This is a genomic window from Streptomyces sp. NRRL S-378 (assembly GCF_000720645.1).
Lineage (GTDB): Bacteria > Actinomycetota > Actinomycetes > Streptomycetales > Streptomycetaceae > Streptomyces.
The window spans coordinates 58,050-73,084 of sequence record NZ_JOBX01000024.1; the positions used below are offsets into that span (position 1 = coordinate 58,050).

Here is a 15,035-nt window from a genome sequence, read left to right on the forward strand (position 1 = left end):
TTACACCGCCTCGCGCAGATCGAGGCCGATGTCCAGGATCGGCGAGGAGTGGGTCAGCCCGCCGACCGCCAGGTAGTCCACGCCGGTCTCCGCGTACGCCCGGGCGGTGTCCAGCGTCAGCCGGCCGGAGGACTCCAGCACCGCCCGGCCGGCCACCAGCGTGACGGCCTCCTCGGTCTCCGGGACCGTGAAGTTGTCCAGCAGGATCAGGTCGGCGCCCGCGTCCAGGACCTCGCGGACCTGGTGCATCGTGTCGACCTCGACCTCGATCGGGACCTCCGGGAAGGCCTCGCGCACCGCGGTGAAGGCCTGCGCGACACCGCCCGCGGCGACCACGTGGTTGTCCTTCACCAGTGCCGCGTCCGACAGCGACATGCGGTGGTTGACGCCGCCGCCGCAGCGGACCGCGTACTTCTCCAGCGAACGCAGGCCCGGCGTCGTCTTGCGGGTGTCGCGGACCTTGGCCTTCGTGCCCTCCAGCACGTCCGCCCAGCGGCGGGTGGCCGTCGCGATGCCCGAGAGACGGCACAGGATGTTCAGCGCGCTGCGCTCGGCCGTCAGCAGGTCACGGGTGCGGGCGCGGACCGACAGCAGCACCTCTCCGGCCTTGACGGTGTCGCCGTCCTCCGCGTGCCGCTCCACCTCGAAGGCCTCCGTGCACACCACGGAGAACACCGCCTCCGCGATGCGCAGGCCCGCGACGACACCGTCCTCGCGGGCGACGAAGTCGGCGATGGCCTCGGCGTCCTCGGGGACCGTGGCCACGGTGGTGACGTCCACGCCCCCGTCGAGGTCCTCGGACAGCGCCATGTGGGCGATGTCCTCGACCTCGATGGGGTCCAGGCCCGCGTCCGCGAGCAGCTGGGCCAGCGCCGGGTCGAGGCCGCTCTCCTCGCCGTCGCCGCAGGCGCAGTCGTCGCCGCAGCCGCCGTCGTTCTGGTCGATGAGGGGAAGTTGGGGGGTGCTCACGGTCACTGCTCCAGGCTCGGGGTGCTCAGGGGGTGCACGGACGGGAAGTCCGCGGAGTCGGTGGGTACGACGACAAGGGCCCGCTTCTCGGTGGCCGAGAGCCGGACCACCAGGTGGCGGCGCCACCGCGCATCGTCCCGGTCCGGGTGGTCCTCGCGCCAGTGGCAGCCGCGGGTCTCCGCGCGCCGCTGCGCGGCGGCGACCAGGACCCGCGCCACGCACAGCAGGTTCGTGGCCTCCCAGGTGTCCACACCCGGTTCGGCGGTCTTGCCGTGCGCCTCGAGATCGTTCAGGGCGGCGGCGTACAGCCCTTCCAGGGCGTCGGCCGCCGCTTCCAGCGACGCCGCGGAGCGGAGCACGCCCGCGCCGTCCGTCATGATCCGCTGGATCTCGTACCGGGCCGCGGCGGGCTGCAGCGGGCCGGTCGAGGGGACCGGCACGCCCGGGCCGCCCCCGCCCTGCTCCCGCGAGGTGATGTCCGCGGCGATCCGCTCGGCGAAGACCAGGCCCTCCAGCAGGGAGTTGGAGGCGAGCCGGTTCGCGCCGTGCACGCCCGTGCAGGCCACCTCGCCGCAGGCGTACAGACCGGGGACGGTGGTGCGGCCGTGCAGGTCGGTCCGTACGCCGCCGGACGCGTAGTGCGCGGCGGGCGCCACCGGGATCGGCTCGGTCACCGGGTCGATGCCGTGCGAGCGGCAGGCGGCCAGGATCGTGGGGAAGCGCTGCTCCCACATCTCGGCGCCGAAGTGCCGGGCGTCCAGGTACATGTGCTGGGCGCCCTGCTCCTGCATGCGGCGCATGATGCCCTTGGCGACGATGTCGCGCGGGGCCAGCTCGGCGAGCTCGTGCTGGCCGACCATGAAGCGCACGCCGTCCCCGTCGACGAGGTACGCGCCCTCTCCCCGGACGGCCTCCGACACCAGCGGCTGCTGTCCCTCGGCGTCCGGGCCGAGGAACAGCACCGTCGGGTGGAACTGCACGAACTCCAGGTCGGAGACCTCGGCCCCGGCGCGCAGCGCGAGCGCCACGCCGTCGCCTGTGGACACCGACGGGTTGGTCGTCGCGGAGAAGACCTGCCCCATGCCGCCGGTCGCCAGGATCACGGCGGGCGCGTGGACGGCGCCGACGCCGTCGTGCTGGCCCTCGCCCATGACGTGCAGGGTGACACCGGCCGTACGGCCGTGCGCGTCCTGGAGGAGGTCGAGGACGAGCGCGTTCTCCACGGTCTCTATGCCCGCGGCGTGCACGGCCTCGACCAGCGCCCGCGAGATCTCGGCGCCGGTGGCGTCGCCGCCCGCGTGCGCGATCCGCCGGCGGTGGTGGCCGCCCTCACGGGTCAGCTCGATCTCCCCGGTCTCGGCGGAGGTGTCGAAGACCGCGCCGGTGTCGATCAGCCGCCGCACCGCGTCCGGACCCTCGGTGACGAGCAGCCGCACGGCCTCCTCGTCGCACAGGCCGGCGCCCGCGACCAGGGTGTCGTCGAGGTGCTGCTCGGGGGTGTCGCCCTCGCCGAGGGCCGCGGCGATGCCGCCCTGGGCCCAGCGGGTGGAGCCGTCGTCGAGCCGCGCTTTGGTGACCACGACGGTACGGCGGCCCGCGGCCGCGCAACGCAGCGCGGCGGTCAGCCCCGCCACGCCGGAGCCGACGACCACGACGTCGGCGTCCAGGGACCAGCCGGGCGCCGGCGCGTGCAGCCGTATGCCGGTGCTGCCTGCGGGGCCTCTGCCAGGGGTGCTCACGAGTGTGCTCCGAACTCCAATGGGATGTTGTCGATCAGCCGGGTCGTGCCCACCTTCGCGGCGACGGCCAGCACGGCCTGCCCGGTGAAGTCGGGACCGGCCTCGGTGAAGTCCTGCGGGTCCACCAGCGCCAGGTAGTCCAGCACGAGCGGCGGCTCCGAGCGGGCCGCGTCGGCCAGCACGTGGCGCGCCGCGGCCCGGACCGCGTCCGGCAGGCCCGTGCAGGCCGCCGAGACGGCGTGCGCGTCGGCCGAGGCGCGGATCTCACCCAGCCGCGCCAGGGCGGTGGCCCGCTGGTCGGTGGCCGGGGCGGCCTCGGCGCGGGCCCGCAGTGCGGCCTGTGCGGCGAGCCGGTCGCGGCCCGCGAACAGGGCCCGGGACAGCGCCAGGGCGGTCTGCCGGTCCGCGGCGGACAGGTAGCGGTTGCGGGACGACAGCGCCAGCCCGTCCTCCTCGCGGACGGTCGGTACGCCGACCACCTCGACGGGGAAGTTCAGATCGGTCACCATCCGCCGGATCAGGGCCAGTTGCTGCGCGTCCTTCTGGCCGAACAGGGCCAGGTCGGGCCGGGTCAGGTGGAGCAGCTTGGCGACGACGGTCAGCATCCCGTCGAAGTGGCCGGGCCGGGTGGCTCCTTCGAGGCGCTCGCCCATCGGGCCGGCGCTGATCCGCACCTGCGGGTCCCCGCCCGGGTAGACCTCGTCGACGGCGGGGGCGAACACCGCGTCGGCGCCCGCCTCTTCGGCGATCCTCAGGTCAGCGTCGAGGGTGCGGGGGTAGCGGTCGAGGTCCTCGCCCGCCCCGAACTGCAGCGGGTTGACGAAGACGGTGACGACGACCTGGCCCTCGGGCCCGGCCTGTTCGCGGGCCGTGCGGATCAAGGTGGCGTGGCCCTCGTGGAGGGCGCCCATGGTCATCACCACGGCCCGCCGCCCGGTGCGCGGCAGCTTGTGCAGCTCGTCGGCGGTGTGCAGCAGCAGCTCGGTCACTGGTCGCCCCCGTCAGGGTCCGTGTCGGCGAGTACACCGAGCAGGTCCTCGGCGAGTTCGGGCTTGAGCAGACCGTGGGCGAGGGCCCGGTCGGCGGTGGTGCGGGCCATGGCCAGGTAGCCGGCGACCGTGCCCGGCGCGTGGCGGCGCAGCTCCGAGACGTGCGCGGCGACCGTACCGGCGTCCCCGCGGGCCACCGGCCCGGTCAGGGCGGCGTCCCCGGACCGCAGGGCGTTGTCGAGAGCCGCGCCGAGCAGCGGGCCGAGCATCCGGTCGGGGTGAGCGACCCCGGCCTTGCGCAGCAGCTCCAGGGACTGGGCGACCAGTGTGACGAGGTGGTTCGCGCCGAGGGCCAGCGCCGCGTGGTAGAGCGCCCGGTTCTCCTCCGCGATCCACTCGGGCTCCCCGCCCATCTCGATGACCAGGGCCTCGGCGGCCAGCCGCAGCTCGTCGGGGGCGGTGACGCCGAAGGAGCAGCCGGCCAGCCGCTGCACGTCGACCTCGGTGCCGGTGAAGGTCATCGCGGGGTGCAGGGCCAGCGGCAGGGCGCCCGCCCGGCGGGCCGGGTCGAGCACGGCGGTCCCGTACCGGCCCGAGGTGTGGACGAGCAGTTGTCCGGGCCGGACCGCTCCGGTCTCCGCGAGCCCCTCCACGAGCGACGGCAGCGCGTCGTCGGGGACGGTCAGCAGGACCAGGTCGGCCAGCTCCAGCACCTGCGCGGGTGGCACGAGCGGCACGTCGGGCAGCATCCGCGCGGCGCGGCGCACGGAGGTGTCGGACACTCCCGACACGGCGACGGGCCGGTGGCCCGCCTGCTGGAGCGCACGGGCCAGCGCCGGGCCGACGCGGCCCGCCCCGACGACGCCGACGGCGAGCCGGGCAGGGCGTGGCTGCTGTGATGGATTCACGCGGGGAATGCCTTCCGTTCCAGTCCGCAGGGGTACCGGACGATACGCCGCCATGCTAGCCCGTGAGGCTCTTGGCCGGTCGGGGACGAGCGGCGAGGATCAGGGGCCATGAGCGACAGCAACGAGGAAACGCAGCGCAACGAGCGGCTCGCGGCGGCCTGGCGGGCGGCGGGCAGGACCCTGACCCGCAGCCCGCGCGAGGCCACGGTGGGGGAGTCCCTGGCCCGGCTCGCCGAGGCGCCCTACGACATGGACACGCCGGCCGACGTCTACGGCGACGGGATCGTCGAGGAACTGGAGCGGCGGGTCGCGGAGCTGCTCGGGACGCAGGACGCCGCGTTCTTCCCCAGCGGCACGATGGCCCAGCAGGTCGCCCTGCGCTGCTGGGCCGGCCGGACCGGGAACCCGGTCGTCGCGCTGCACCCCGTGAGCCACCCCGAGATGTGGGAGGGCGACGCCCTGTCGACGGTCTCCGGGCTGCGGGTCGTCCACCCGACGACCGAGCCGCGCCAGATGACCGCGGAGGAGGTCGAGGCCGTCCGGGAGCCCTTCGGGACGCTGATGCTGGAGCTGCCGCTGCGCGAGGCCGGGTTCCTGCTGCCCACCTGGGAGGAACTGGTGGCGCTGGTGGAGGCGGGCCGGGAGCGGGAGGCGGTGATCCACTTCGACGGGGCCCGGCTGTGGGAGACCACGGTCCGCTTCGGCCGCCCGCTGCCGGAGATCGCCGGGCTCGCCGACTCCGTGTACGTCTCGTTCTACAAGTCGCTGGGCGGGCTGAGCGGGGCTGCCCTGGCCGGTCCGCGGGAGTTCGTGGAGGAGACCAGGGTCTGGCGCCACCGCTACGGCGGCCAGATCTTCCGGCAGTTCCCCCAGGCCCTGTCCGCGCTGGCCGGACTGGACCGGGAGCTGCCGCGGCTGCCGTCGTACGTGGCGCAGGCGCGGATGGTGGCCGGGGCGCTGCGCGAGGCCTTCGCGACGTCCGGCGTCCCGTGGTCGCGCGTCCACCCCGAGGAGCCGCACACGCACCAGTTCCAGGTGTGGCTGCCGCATGACCCGGACCGGCTGACGGACGCGGGGCTGCGGCAGGCGGAGGAGACCGGCACGGTGCTGTTCCGCCGCTGGTCGGCCGCGGGACCGCCGGGCCTCGCGGTGACCGAGCTGGACGTCACCGAGCCGGGCCTGTCCTGGACGGAATCCGACGTCCATGACGCGGTCTCGGCCTTCGTTTCCCGCATCTGACCCGGCCGCCGGCCTGCGACGGGCCGGCGCCGCCGTGTACCACCCGCACCCCCGGAGGGCAGCGGCGAAACGCCGAATTGCGTGAAAGTCGCCGGTGAGGACCGGCTGCGGAGTTACCGTCCCTTGACCGCATTTACCGGCCACCGTGCCCGGAGGAGACACCATGACCGCTCAGCCCGCGTGGCGGAAGTCCTCGTTCTGCGGCGACGGCGACGCCTGCGTCTACGTCGCCGTCACCCCCGGAGCACTCGTCAAGGTCGCCGACCGCGTCGACCCCGCCCACCTGGTCCTGGCCACGACCCAGGCCGCCTGGACGGACTTCCTGCGTGCCGTCAAGGAGACCGGCTGAGGCTCGGTGCCGGGTCCGGCCGCGCCGCGCCGCAGCCACCCCTCTTAAGGGGATTTTGTCCGATTAGCGCGTATCTTCGGGCCCATGCCCACGCCCTACGGATCCCGCGGCGGCATGGCGTTCAGCGCCGCTGAGCTGCACGTGCTCAGGCGTTCGCTCGCCCACGCCCTTCAGTCCTCCTCGGCCCCCCTGGCGGCCGAGGAGGTCCAGGACTGCCTGCACCTCGCGCAGTCGGTGGACGAAGCGGTCCGGGAGGCGGGCCGGCTCAGAGCCTTCGTCCTGGACGATCTGGTCCGCTACCGCGGCGCCCTGCCCGGCAGCCTCCCCGGCTACCTGGCAGTGCTCCGGGAAGCCCTCGCCGCCGGCTACGAGCCGGTCCCCGACGACCTCGCGGCCCTGCGCGCGCTCCGGGCCAATCCCGCCGCCGCCGCGCTGCTGGAGCGGGCCCGGGGGGTCGCGGAGCGATCCGTACGGCGCCGGCTGACCACGGCCGCCGCGCCCCGCACCCGCCTGCTGACCCTGGCGGGCGGCCAGGCGGAGCCGCCGCGGCCGGCGCCCGCGCCCAAGGAGCGCCCGCGCCCCGAGCGGCCGGTCCCCACCCCCGGCGAGGTCTTCCCGCCGCGCCGCAAGCCCACCGCACCCCCGGCGTCCGGGCTCGCCGTCATGTGAGCGCGCCCGGGCGGTCCGGGTGAGGGGCGGGACCCACCCCTCACCCACCCGGACCGGACCGGGCGCGGGTGGCTACGCTGGGGGGCATGGACTACGTCTCCGCGCTCGTGCCCCCCTTCGTGATGGCCGCGTTCTTCATCGCCCTCGTCGTGACGATCGTGAAGAGCCAGGGCGGCTCCAACAAGTCCAAGGAGGATGCGGCGGTCGACGCCGTGATCGCCCGGGCCGAAGCCACCCGCCAGCAGCAGAACTAGAGCGCGGGTCCCTCCGCGCGGGCGCACGGGTACGGACCGTGCGCCCGATTTTGTTGCGCGTTGCCGGGTGAATAGTCGGGCAATTCCGCACAACCCGCACTATCGTGCTGTTGTGCCTCGCCCCTTGGGAGAACTCGAAGACGCCGTCATGACGCGGGTGTGGCAGTGGAACCGCCCGGTCACCGTTCGGGAAGTCCTGGAAGACCTCCAGCAGGAACGGTCCATCGCGTACACCACGGTCATGACCGTTATGGACAATCTCCATCAGAAGGGCTGGGTCCGCCGGGAAGCCGAAGGCCGGGCCTATCGATATACGGCGGTCTCCACCCGCGCCGCCTACTCGGCCGCACTGATGAACGAAGCCTGGTCGACGAGCGACAACCCCGCCGCCGCTCTCGTCGCCTTCTTCGGCATGATGTCCGCGGAACAGCGCGAAGCCCTCCGGGACGCCGTCCGGGTCGTCCAGTACGACGACGAGTCCGCCACCGAGGCCCCCGCGGAACCCCGCACGGAACCCCGCCCCGAAGTCTCCGCGGAACCCCCCGCGCCACCCGAAGGCGAACGGGAGTCCGCCGAGCCCCCGACGCCGCCGGAGCGATAGCGTCCGCAGCCATGGGTGAGTTTTCCTCTGCACACGCAGAAACAGTGACGATCCGCCGTGCCCGCACGCGCGATGTTCCCGCGCTGCGCCGCCTCCTCGACCAGTACGTGCAGCAGCGGATCCTGCTCGACAAAGCACCGGTCGTCCTTTACGAGGACATCCAGGAGTTCTGGGTCGCGGAACGCGACTCCGATGCACAGGTGGTGGGCTGCGGTGCACTCCACGTGATGTGGGAAGACCTGGCCGAAGTGCGCACTCTCGCGGTCGACCGCGACTTGAAGGGCACCGGCGTCGGCCACCAGGTGCTCCAGCAGTTGTTGAGCACCGCCCGCACGCTCGGGGTGAGCCGGGTTTTCTGCCTCACCTTCGAAGTCGAGTTCTTCGCGAAGCACGGCTTCGTCGAGATCGGCGAGACCCCGGTCGACACCGATGTCTACATGGAGCTCTTGCGTTCCTATGACGAGGGCGTCGCCGAGTTCCTCGGTCTCGAACGAGTGAAGCCGAACACCTTGGGCAACAGCCGGATGCTTCTGCACCTCTGATCGATGGCCTCAGCTTTTCCGGCGCTCCGCGCGCCCGTGGCCTATGTCCGAATCGCGCACGTTTCCCGCCTCGTTGCGGTCCTGAACCTCTCCCGGGGGGTTTGTGTTTTCCTGGCAAAAGCGGTTTCCTTTCCGCGTACTGCTTTTCGATGAAAGGAAATCCCGGTGGCACAGAAGGTTCAGGTCCTTCTTGTCGACGACCTCGACGGTGGCGAGGCGGACGAGACGGTGACGTTCGCTCTGGATGGCAAGACCTACGAGATCGACCTCACCACCGCCAACGCTGAAAAGCTCCGCGGTCTGCTCGACCCGTACACCAAGGGCGGCCGCCGCACCGGTGGCCGTGCCACCGCGGCCCGCGCCAAGGGCCGCGCAGCGGCGACCGGCAACCCGGACACGGCCGAGATCCGCGCGTGGGCCAAGGAGAACGGCTACAACGTCAACGACCGCGGCCGCGTCCCGGCCGAGATCCGCGAGGCCTACGAGAAGGCCAAGGGCTGACGGACCCCGTTCGTACGCCGGCCCAGGCGCGCCCGGTGGCATTCCGTCGCCGCCGCCGCGACCAGGCGTACGAGATCGGGACCGTGAGCGGGCCCTGCGGCCCGCCCGGGACCGGGCAGGGCCGGCAGCAGTGCCTCACACCCCTGCTCGGGGGGTCGCAGCCATACGGCGGCCCCCCGAGGGCTTTCTCCCAGGGGCGGCCCCGGGGGAGCCGGGGCGGTGATCCGCCCGCCCGTACCCAGGGCGGTCAGATCCAGGGCGACCCCGCCCCACTCCAGCCAGTCGAGCAGCCCGTCGAGCTCCTCTGCGCTCCCCGGGGCCACCAGGAACCGCATCCGGCGCCCCATCACGGCCACCGGACCCGTGGCGACCGGCCGGCGCAACAGCGCCGTCCCCGCGTCCGACGGCAGCTCCAGCACGTCGAAGCCGACACCGGTCACGAGCTGGACCGGCGGCCCGCCCGTGACGGTCCAGCCGAGCACCTCCCCGTACCAGGCGGCGCAGGCGTCCTCCTCGGGCGCGACGCGCGGCGGCGGGACGGTCGGCAGGACGGTTGCGGCCATACCCGGAGCAACTGCAGAAACGCTTCGCGGTTACGGCGGATGTGACGTTCCGCACTCGAGGATGTGCAGAACGTAAACGTCCGTGGAGGCGGAGTCCCACATTCGAGACGGAACTCTGTTCGCCCTCAGCGGAGGGAACCGGCGTCACCGGCATGGAGTGTCAGCCCTTACGGGTAAGACATTCCTAGTGGATCGGGGCGACACGCTGATTTGACCGGCTTCCGTTCGCCGTCGGCGTACACGCATGACGGGTATCTGCCTGGCCTGCGGGAACATCGTCTCGCACCATCGAGTTGGAGCAGTTGTCGGCTCTTCAAGCCGGTTTTCCCGCTGATGCAGGGGTGAGCCGTGGACGGATGTCGGCAGTTGGAATGAGCTGTCCCGCCCCACGGGACTAGCATGCGGAAGGACAGGGCGGGGACCGACCCCGAACTGCCCGACCGCTCTGAGGAGCGATAAACGATGTTCGAGAGGTTCACCGACCGCGCGCGGCGGGTTGTCGTCCTGGCTCAGGAAGAAGCCCGGATGCTCAACCACAACTACATCGGCACCGAGCACATCCTCCTGGGCTTGATCCACGAGGGTGAGGGTGTCGCCGCTAAGGCCCTGGAGAGCCTCGGGATTTCGCTCGAGGCTGTTCGCCAGCAGGTTGAGGAGATCATCGGTCAGGGGCAGCAGGCCCCGTCCGGCCACATCCCCTTCACCCCGCGGGCGAAGAAGGTCCTGGAGCTTTCGCTCCGAGAGGCCCTCCAGCTCGGCCACAACTACATCGGCACCGAGCACATCCTGCTCGGCCTGATCCGCGAGGGCGAGGGCGTCGCCGCCCAGGTCCTCGTGAAGCTGGGCGCCGATCTCAACCGAGTCCGGCAGCAGGTCATCCAGCTGCTCTCCGGCTACACCGGCGGGGGCAAGGAGTCGGCCACGGCCGGCGGCCCGGCCGAGGGCACCCCCTCGACCTCCCTCGTCCTGGACCAGTTCGGCCGCAACCTCACCCAGGCTGCCCGCGAATCCAAGCTCGACCCGGTCATCGGGCGCGAGAAGGAGATCGAGCGGGTCATGCAGGTGCTGTCCCGCCGTACGAAGAACAACCCGGTCCTCATCGGCGAGCCCGGCGTCGGCAAGACGGCCGTCGTCGAGGGCCTGGCGCAGGCGATCGTCAAGGGCGAGGTCCCCGAGACCCTCAAGGACAAGCACCTCTACACGCTTGACCTCGGCGCCCTGGTCGCCGGTTCCCGCTACCGCGGTGACTTCGAGGAGCGCCTGAAGAAGGTGCTCAAGGAGATCCGCACCCGCGGCGACATCATCCTGTTCATCGACGAGCTCCACACCCTCGTGGGTGCGGGTGCCGCCGAGGGCGCGATCGACGCCGCCAGCATCCTCAAGCCCATGCTGGCCCGTGGTGAGCTCCAGACCATCGGTGCCACGACGCTCGACGAGTACCGCAAGCACCTCGAGAAGGACGCGGCCCTCGAACGCCGCTTCCAGCCGATCCAGGTGGCGGAGCCTTCCCTCCCCCACACGATCGAGATCCTCAAGGGCCTGCGCGACCGCTACGAGGCCCACCACCGCGTCTCCATCACGGACGAGGCCCTCGTCCAGGCGGCGACGCTGGCAGACCGGTACATCTCGGACCGCTTCCTCCCGGACAAGGCGATCGACCTGATCGACGAGGCCGGCTCCCGGATGCGCATCCGCCGGATGACCGCGCCGCCGGACCTCCGCGAGTTCGACGAGAAGATCGCGGCCGTGCGCCGGGACAAGGAGTCGGCCATCGACTCCCAGGACTTCGAGAAGGCGGCTTCTCTCCGCGACAAGGAGAAGCAGCTGCTGGCGGGGAAGACCAAGCGCGAGAAGGAATGGAAGGCCGGCGACATGGACGTCGTCGCCGAGGTCGACGGCGAGCTCATCGCCGAGGTCCTCGCGACCGCGACCGGCATTCCCGTCTTCAAGCTCACCGAGGAGGAGTCCTCGCGACTGCTCCGCATGGAGGACGAGCTCCACCGCCGGGTCATCGGCCAGAAGGACGCCATCAGGGCGCTCTCCCAGGCGATCCGTCGTACCCGTGCGGGTCTGAAGGACCCGAAGCGTCCGGGTGGCTCGTTCATCTTCGCCGGTCCGTCCGGTGTCGGTAAGACCGAGCTCTCCAAGACGCTCGCCGAATTCCTCTTCGGCGACGAGGACGCGCTGATCTCCCTCGACATGTCGGAGTTCAGCGAGAAGCACACGGTTTCGCGCCTCTTCGGTTCGCCCCCCGGTTACGTGGGCTACGAAGAGGGCGGCCAGCTCACCGAGAAGGTGCGCCGCAAGCCGTTCTCCGTCGTCCTCTTCGACGAGGTCGAGAAGGCCCACCCGGATATCTTCAATTCCCTTCTCCAGATCCTGGAGGACGGTCGCCTGACCGACTCCCAGGGCCGGGTCGTGGACTTCAAGAACACGGTCATCATCATGACGACCAACCTGGGCACCCGGGACATCTCGAAGGGCTTCAACCTGGGCTTCGCGGCGCAGGGCGACACGAAGACCGGCTACGACCGGATGAAGGCGAAGGTCAACGAAGAGCTCAAGCAGCACTTCCGGCCCGAGTTCCTCAACCGTGTCGACGACACGGTCGTCTTCCACCAGCTCACCGAGGAAGACATCATCCAGATCGTCGACCTGATGATCGCGAAGGTCGACGAGCGCCTCAAGGACCGCGACATGGGCATCGAGCTGAGCGGCGACGCGAAGCTCCTGCTCGCCAAGCGCGGCTACGACCCGATCCTGGGTGCCCGGCCGCTGCGCCGCACCATCCAGCGCGAGATCGAGGACGTGCTGTCGGAGAAGATCCTCTTCGGCGAGCTGCGGCCCGGTCACATCGTGGTCGTCGGCAAGGAGGGTGAGGGCGAGGAAGCCAAGTTCACCTTCCGCGGCGAGGAGAAGTCGGCGCTGCCCGACCTCCCCCCGATCGAGGCCACGGGCTCCGGCCCGGACCTGTCGAAGGGCGCGTAAGCGCGACTGAGCGGTATCAGGGGCGGCCCCGGGACTTCCGAGTCCCGGGGCCGCCCCTTTCGCCTGCTCCCTCCCGGGCGTATGCGCGGGTGTCGAAGCGGCCCCACAGCCGCACGAGGGCCTCCCGCACCTCGGATGAGGCCGTGTCGCGGAACCGGGCCAGGTAGGGGATGGCCAGCTCCGAGAGGGTCTCGCCGGCCGCCGTCACGGCCATCAGGGCCTCGTGCTCGTCCGCCGTGGCCGGCAGGTGCAGGCAGGCCAGGTCGACGAGGCGGTCGTGGAAGAGGTTGGCGTCCCGGGAGAGCCCGGTCGCCGGTGCGGCGGCCCGGAGCCGGCGGGCGAAGGCCGCGGGGCCGAGGCGGACGGCCTCCACGTCGGAGAGGGTGAGGTCGCCCAGCGCGTGGAGGGTCGCTACGAGCGCCGCCGCCACCCCGGCCTCCTCGCCGGGCGGGAGCGGCCGCTCGCCGGGGGCCCGCAGGGCTTCGCGCACCAGGCGGTCGGCGAGCCTGCGCAGGTCCGCCGCGTCGAGGTCGCGCTTCTCGCGCAGCGCGAGGTAGGAGGAGATCCGCTGCGGGCGGTCCACCAGGCCCGCGCCCGCGCCCTCCGGCCGTAAGAGCTTCGCGTCCACGAGCCGGGAGCGTAGCGCCGGTCACATTCGCACGGTTCCGGAGCGGTCGGTTCTGGGACGGGCCGGTGACAAGCCGCACAGAACAAATCGGACATACGAGGGGGTTTCGTAGATCGAAAGGGCCCCGTGGAGGCCGTCGACGAGGTTCGGCCACGGAAAATCCTGTCAACGGACCACGTCACCCCGGCGCGCCTACGAGCCCCGGTAGTAAACGGGGACGTTTGGGGATGTCCGGACATACGGGTTACCAAAGATGAGCCAACCCGGCACATGGCTGAGCGTGCCGGGTCACTTCATGCCCGAGACGGGCGTGATCGCCCACGTCCCCGGCCCCGGAGGTCTGCTCTATGTCCGCGAAGCGCGTCATCACCCGTTCTACCCGTGTCACCGTCGGCGCAACCCTCGGTGCTGTGCTGGCTCTCGGGGCCGGGACGACCGCTGCCTTCGCCGACGCCCCGCAGACGGTCCCCGCCGCCGCCACCGACGCCGCCGCAGCGGCGAAGAAGAAGGCCGGTCTCTGGGACAAGCCGCTGGAGAAGTACACGCTGTCCGCGACCTTCGGCAAGGGCGGCAGCATGTGGGCCCGCAAGCACTCCGGCCAGGACTTCGCCGTCCCGGTCGGCACCCCGGTCAACGCCGCGGCCGCCGGCGTCGTCGTCAAGGCCGGCCCGAACGGCGGCGGCGACGGCCCCGCGTACGGCAACGCCATCGTGATCAAGCACGCGAACAACAAGTACTCGCAGTACGCGCACCTGTCGAAGATCCAGGTCAAGATCGGCCAGAAGGTCTCCGTCAAGCAGCGCATCGGCCTGTCGGGCAACACCGGCAACTCCAGCGGCCCGCACCTGCACTTCGAGATCCGCACCACCCCGAACTACGGCTCCGCCCTCAACCCGGTGGCCTTCCTGCGCACCAACGGCGTCAGCATCTGACCTGCATCTGGCCTGCGGCTGACCTGCGGCTGACCTGCGGCTGACCCGCGCGAGACCCTTTCACGACGACGCCGACCGCCCCCCGGGGCCGGTCGGCGTCGTCGTACCCGTCCGCGGCGGGCCGGGTCGGGCCGGGTCGGACCGGTCGGGCCGGGTCAGGTGAGCAGCCAGGCATGCGCCGGCTTCGGCGCCGGCGAGAGCTTGCCCTCCTTGTACCCGGCGGCCTGCTCCTCGGTGAACGCCGAGTCGTACACCCTGATGTTGTGCAGGCCGCCCTGCCACGGCCCCGTCCAGATGTCGTGGTGCCTGGACCGGCCGAGCTGCATCGGGCCGGGGGCCTGCCAGATCCCCGGGACCGGCGTCTCGCCGGCCTTCTTGCCGTCCACGTAGAGGGCGATGGCCTTCTTCTCCGCGTCGTACGTGGCCATCAGCAGCGTCGGCGTCTTGAGGATGGTGAGGCCCTCGGCGGCGACGGTCCGCGTGGTCGCCTCGGCGCCCTTGTCGCCCGTCTGCACCCGGAAGATCCAGGCCTGCTTGCCGTTCACCTCGTTCACGCCGAGCTCGAAGGAGTAGGACTCCCCGTCGCCCTGGCTGATCGCGATCCGCGAGCCCTTGGTGGCGGAGCTGTAGACGCGCGCCGTGACCGTGAAGCTCTTGGTGACGTCGACGACGGGCTCGGCGGACTGCCCCCACGAGTTGCCGTTGCCCCTGCCGACGACCTGGAACCGCTTGCCCAGCGCGCTGACCCTGAGGTCGGAGCCCAGCCGGATGCCCGTCTGCCCGTAGCTGTCGCGCAGCAGCGTGTCGTCACCCGCGACCGTTGCCGTGTAGGCCGTGGGCGACTTCGACCCCTCCGGTTCGGGCGTGGCCGACGTCGACGTCGACGGCTTGGCGTTCGTCCCGTCCGGGGAGTCGCCCCGGCCGCTCATCAGAAAGAACGTTCCACCGCCGGCCAGCAGCACCAGTGCGGTCGCCCCGCCGACCAGCACCCGCCGCTTCTTCTTGCGTCGCGCCGCCTCGGACCGGTCTGCCATGGCCTCCCAGTCGGGCTGCTCCGCCGCGCCGGGTATGTCCGGACCGGCCAGCCTCGTGAACCCCGGCTGGGCCGGGGCCGAGGAGGCGGGCGGCCACTGACCGCCGCCCGCGTCCTGCTGGTACGGGTTC

At 71.8% G+C, this 15,035-nt stretch carries 16 protein-coding genes; 9 read left to right on the forward strand and 7 right to left on the reverse strand.

Annotation, left to right across the window (positions count from 1 at the left end; translation table 11 throughout):
* The 4 genes from nadC to IH80_RS0118500 are packed head-to-tail and all read right to left on the reverse strand — an operon-like array spanning position 1 to position 4,659.
* Positions 1 to 969 (reverse strand): carboxylating nicotinate-nucleotide diphosphorylase, encoded by a 969-nt coding sequence (gene nadC, locus IH80_RS0118485; RefSeq protein ID WP_030961767.1) that lies wholly within the window; start codon positions 967 to 969, stop codon positions 1 to 3.
* A 2-nt stretch (positions 970 to 971) separates the two neighbouring features.
* Positions 972 to 2,708: an L-aspartate oxidase gene (locus IH80_RS0118490; RefSeq protein WP_030961769.1), complete on the reverse strand. Its 1,737-nt coding sequence runs from the start codon at positions 2,706 to 2,708 to the stop codon at positions 972 to 974.
* Positions 2,705 to 3,697, reverse strand: a complete 993-nt coding sequence (gene panC / locus IH80_RS0118495; protein WP_030961770.1) for a pantoate--beta-alanine ligase — start codon at positions 3,695 to 3,697, stop codon at positions 2,705 to 2,707. The genes IH80_RS0118490 and panC overlap by 4 nt, the downstream gene beginning before the upstream one ends.
* A complete protein-coding gene (locus IH80_RS0118500) occupies positions 3,694 to 4,659 on the reverse strand; it encodes a Rossmann-like and DUF2520 domain-containing protein (protein WP_386397993.1) in 966 nt (321 codons plus the stop codon). The genes panC and IH80_RS0118500 overlap by 4 nt, the downstream gene beginning before the upstream one ends.
* Positions 4,660 to 4,713: 54 nt before the next feature.
* Here IH80_RS0118500 and IH80_RS0118505 point away from each other — a divergent pair, with 54 nt between their 5' ends.
* From IH80_RS0118505 to IH80_RS0118535, 7 genes are all read left to right on the forward strand, one after another.
* Positions 4,714 to 5,844 carry a threonine aldolase family protein gene (locus IH80_RS0118505; RefSeq protein WP_030961773.1) on the forward strand — a complete coding sequence of 377 codons (1,131 nt, stop codon included), beginning with the start codon at positions 4,714 to 4,716 and terminating at the stop codon, positions 5,842 to 5,844.
* Between the two features lie 163 nt (positions 5,845 to 6,007).
* Complete coding sequence (locus IH80_RS0118510; protein ID WP_030961774.1) at positions 6,008 to 6,193, forward strand: DUF397 domain-containing protein; 186 nt, start codon at positions 6,008 to 6,010, stop codon at positions 6,191 to 6,193.
* 84 nt (positions 6,194 to 6,277) lie between these two features.
* Positions 6,278 to 6,862: a hypothetical protein gene (locus IH80_RS0118515; protein ID WP_030961776.1), complete on the forward strand. Its 585-nt coding sequence runs from the start codon at positions 6,278 to 6,280 to the stop codon at positions 6,860 to 6,862.
* An 86-nt stretch (positions 6,863 to 6,948) separates the two neighbouring features.
* Entirely contained in the window at positions 6,949 to 7,116 is a 168-nt protein-coding gene (locus IH80_RS45380) for a hypothetical protein (RefSeq protein ID WP_030961778.1), read from the forward strand.
* A 112-nt stretch (positions 7,117 to 7,228) separates the two neighbouring features.
* A complete protein-coding gene (locus IH80_RS0118525) occupies positions 7,229 to 7,717 on the forward strand; it encodes a BlaI/MecI/CopY family transcriptional regulator (protein WP_078906608.1) in 489 nt (162 codons plus the stop codon).
* Positions 7,718 to 7,728: 11 nt separating this feature from the next.
* Positions 7,729 to 8,259: an amino-acid N-acetyltransferase gene (locus tag IH80_RS0118530; RefSeq protein WP_030961780.1), complete on the forward strand. Its 531-nt coding sequence runs from the start codon at positions 7,729 to 7,731 to the stop codon at positions 8,257 to 8,259.
* A 165-nt stretch (positions 8,260 to 8,424) separates the two neighbouring features.
* The gene (locus IH80_RS0118535) at positions 8,425 to 8,760 is read left to right on the forward strand and encodes a histone-like nucleoid-structuring protein Lsr2 (protein ID WP_030027396.1); all 336 of its coding nucleotides are present in this window, start codon (positions 8,425 to 8,427) and stop codon (positions 8,758 to 8,760) included.
* On the opposite strand, the gene IH80_RS0118540 is transcribed toward IH80_RS0118535, so the two are convergent.
* Positions 8,739 to 9,323, reverse strand: coding sequence for an SCO3374 family protein (locus IH80_RS0118540; protein WP_030961782.1), 585 nt, complete (start codon positions 9,321 to 9,323; stop codon positions 8,739 to 8,741). The two genes, IH80_RS0118535 and IH80_RS0118540, sit on opposite strands and share 22 nt — an antisense overlap.
* Positions 9,324 to 9,785: 462 nt before the next feature.
* On the opposite strand from IH80_RS0118540, the gene IH80_RS0118545 reads away from it, so the two are divergent.
* Positions 9,786 to 12,311, forward strand: coding sequence for an ATP-dependent Clp protease ATP-binding subunit (locus tag IH80_RS0118545; RefSeq protein WP_030846115.1), 2,526 nt, complete (start codon positions 9,786 to 9,788; stop codon positions 12,309 to 12,311).
* Between the two features lie 16 nt (positions 12,312 to 12,327).
* On the opposite strand, the gene IH80_RS0118550 is transcribed toward IH80_RS0118545, so the two are convergent.
* A complete protein-coding gene (locus IH80_RS0118550; protein WP_030961784.1) occupies positions 12,328 to 12,939 on the reverse strand; it encodes a hypothetical protein in 612 nt (203 codons plus the stop codon).
* Positions 12,940 to 13,286: 347 nt separating this feature from the next.
* On the opposite strand from IH80_RS0118550, the gene IH80_RS0118555 reads away from it, so the two are divergent.
* Complete coding sequence (locus tag IH80_RS0118555; protein ID WP_030961786.1) at positions 13,287 to 13,871, forward strand: M23 family metallopeptidase; 585 nt, start codon at positions 13,287 to 13,289, stop codon at positions 13,869 to 13,871.
* A 155-nt stretch (positions 13,872 to 14,026) separates the two neighbouring features.
* On the opposite strand, the gene IH80_RS0118560 is transcribed toward IH80_RS0118555, so the two are convergent.
* On the reverse strand, positions 14,027 to 14,905 hold the full coding sequence (locus IH80_RS0118560; RefSeq protein WP_420708808.1) for a LamG-like jellyroll fold domain-containing protein: 879 nt from the start codon (positions 14,903 to 14,905) through the stop codon (positions 14,027 to 14,029).
* Positions 14,906 to 15,035: the final 130 nt, after the last annotated feature.

What these genes read in the sequence shown, in the direction of transcription:
- IH80_RS0118510 (WP_030961774.1), top strand. Translation starts at nt 6,008, where the DNA reads ATGACCGCTCAGCCCGCGTGGCGGAAGTCCTCGTTCTGCGGCGACGGC.
- IH80_RS0118555 (WP_030961786.1), top strand. Translation starts at nt 13,287, where the DNA reads ATGTCCGCGAAGCGCGTCATCACCCGTTCTACCCGTGTCACCGTCGGC.
- IH80_RS0118530 (WP_030961780.1), top strand. Translation starts at nt 7,729, where the DNA reads ATGGGTGAGTTTTCCTCTGCACACGCAGAAACAGTGACGATCCGCCGT.
- IH80_RS0118560 (WP_420708808.1), bottom strand. Translation starts at nt 14,905, where the DNA reads ATGGCAGACCGGTCCGAGGCGGCGCGACGCAAGAAGAAGCGGCGGGTG.
- IH80_RS0118515 (WP_030961776.1), top strand. Translation starts at nt 6,278, where the DNA reads ATGCCCACGCCCTACGGATCCCGCGGCGGCATGGCGTTCAGCGCCGCT.
- IH80_RS0118540 (WP_030961782.1), bottom strand. Translation starts at nt 9,323, where the DNA reads ATGGCCGCAACCGTCCTGCCGACCGTCCCGCCGCCGCGCGTCGCGCCC.
- IH80_RS0118500 (WP_386397993.1), bottom strand. Translation starts at nt 4,659, where the DNA reads ATGGCGGCGTATCGTCCGGTACCCCTGCGGACTGGAACGGAAGGCATT.
- IH80_RS45380 (WP_030961778.1), top strand. Translation starts at nt 6,949, where the DNA reads ATGGACTACGTCTCCGCGCTCGTGCCCCCCTTCGTGATGGCCGCGTTC.
- IH80_RS0118545 (WP_030846115.1), top strand. Translation starts at nt 9,786, where the DNA reads ATGTTCGAGAGGTTCACCGACCGCGCGCGGCGGGTTGTCGTCCTGGCT.
- IH80_RS0118505 (WP_030961773.1), top strand. Translation starts at nt 4,714, where the DNA reads ATGAGCGACAGCAACGAGGAAACGCAGCGCAACGAGCGGCTCGCGGCG.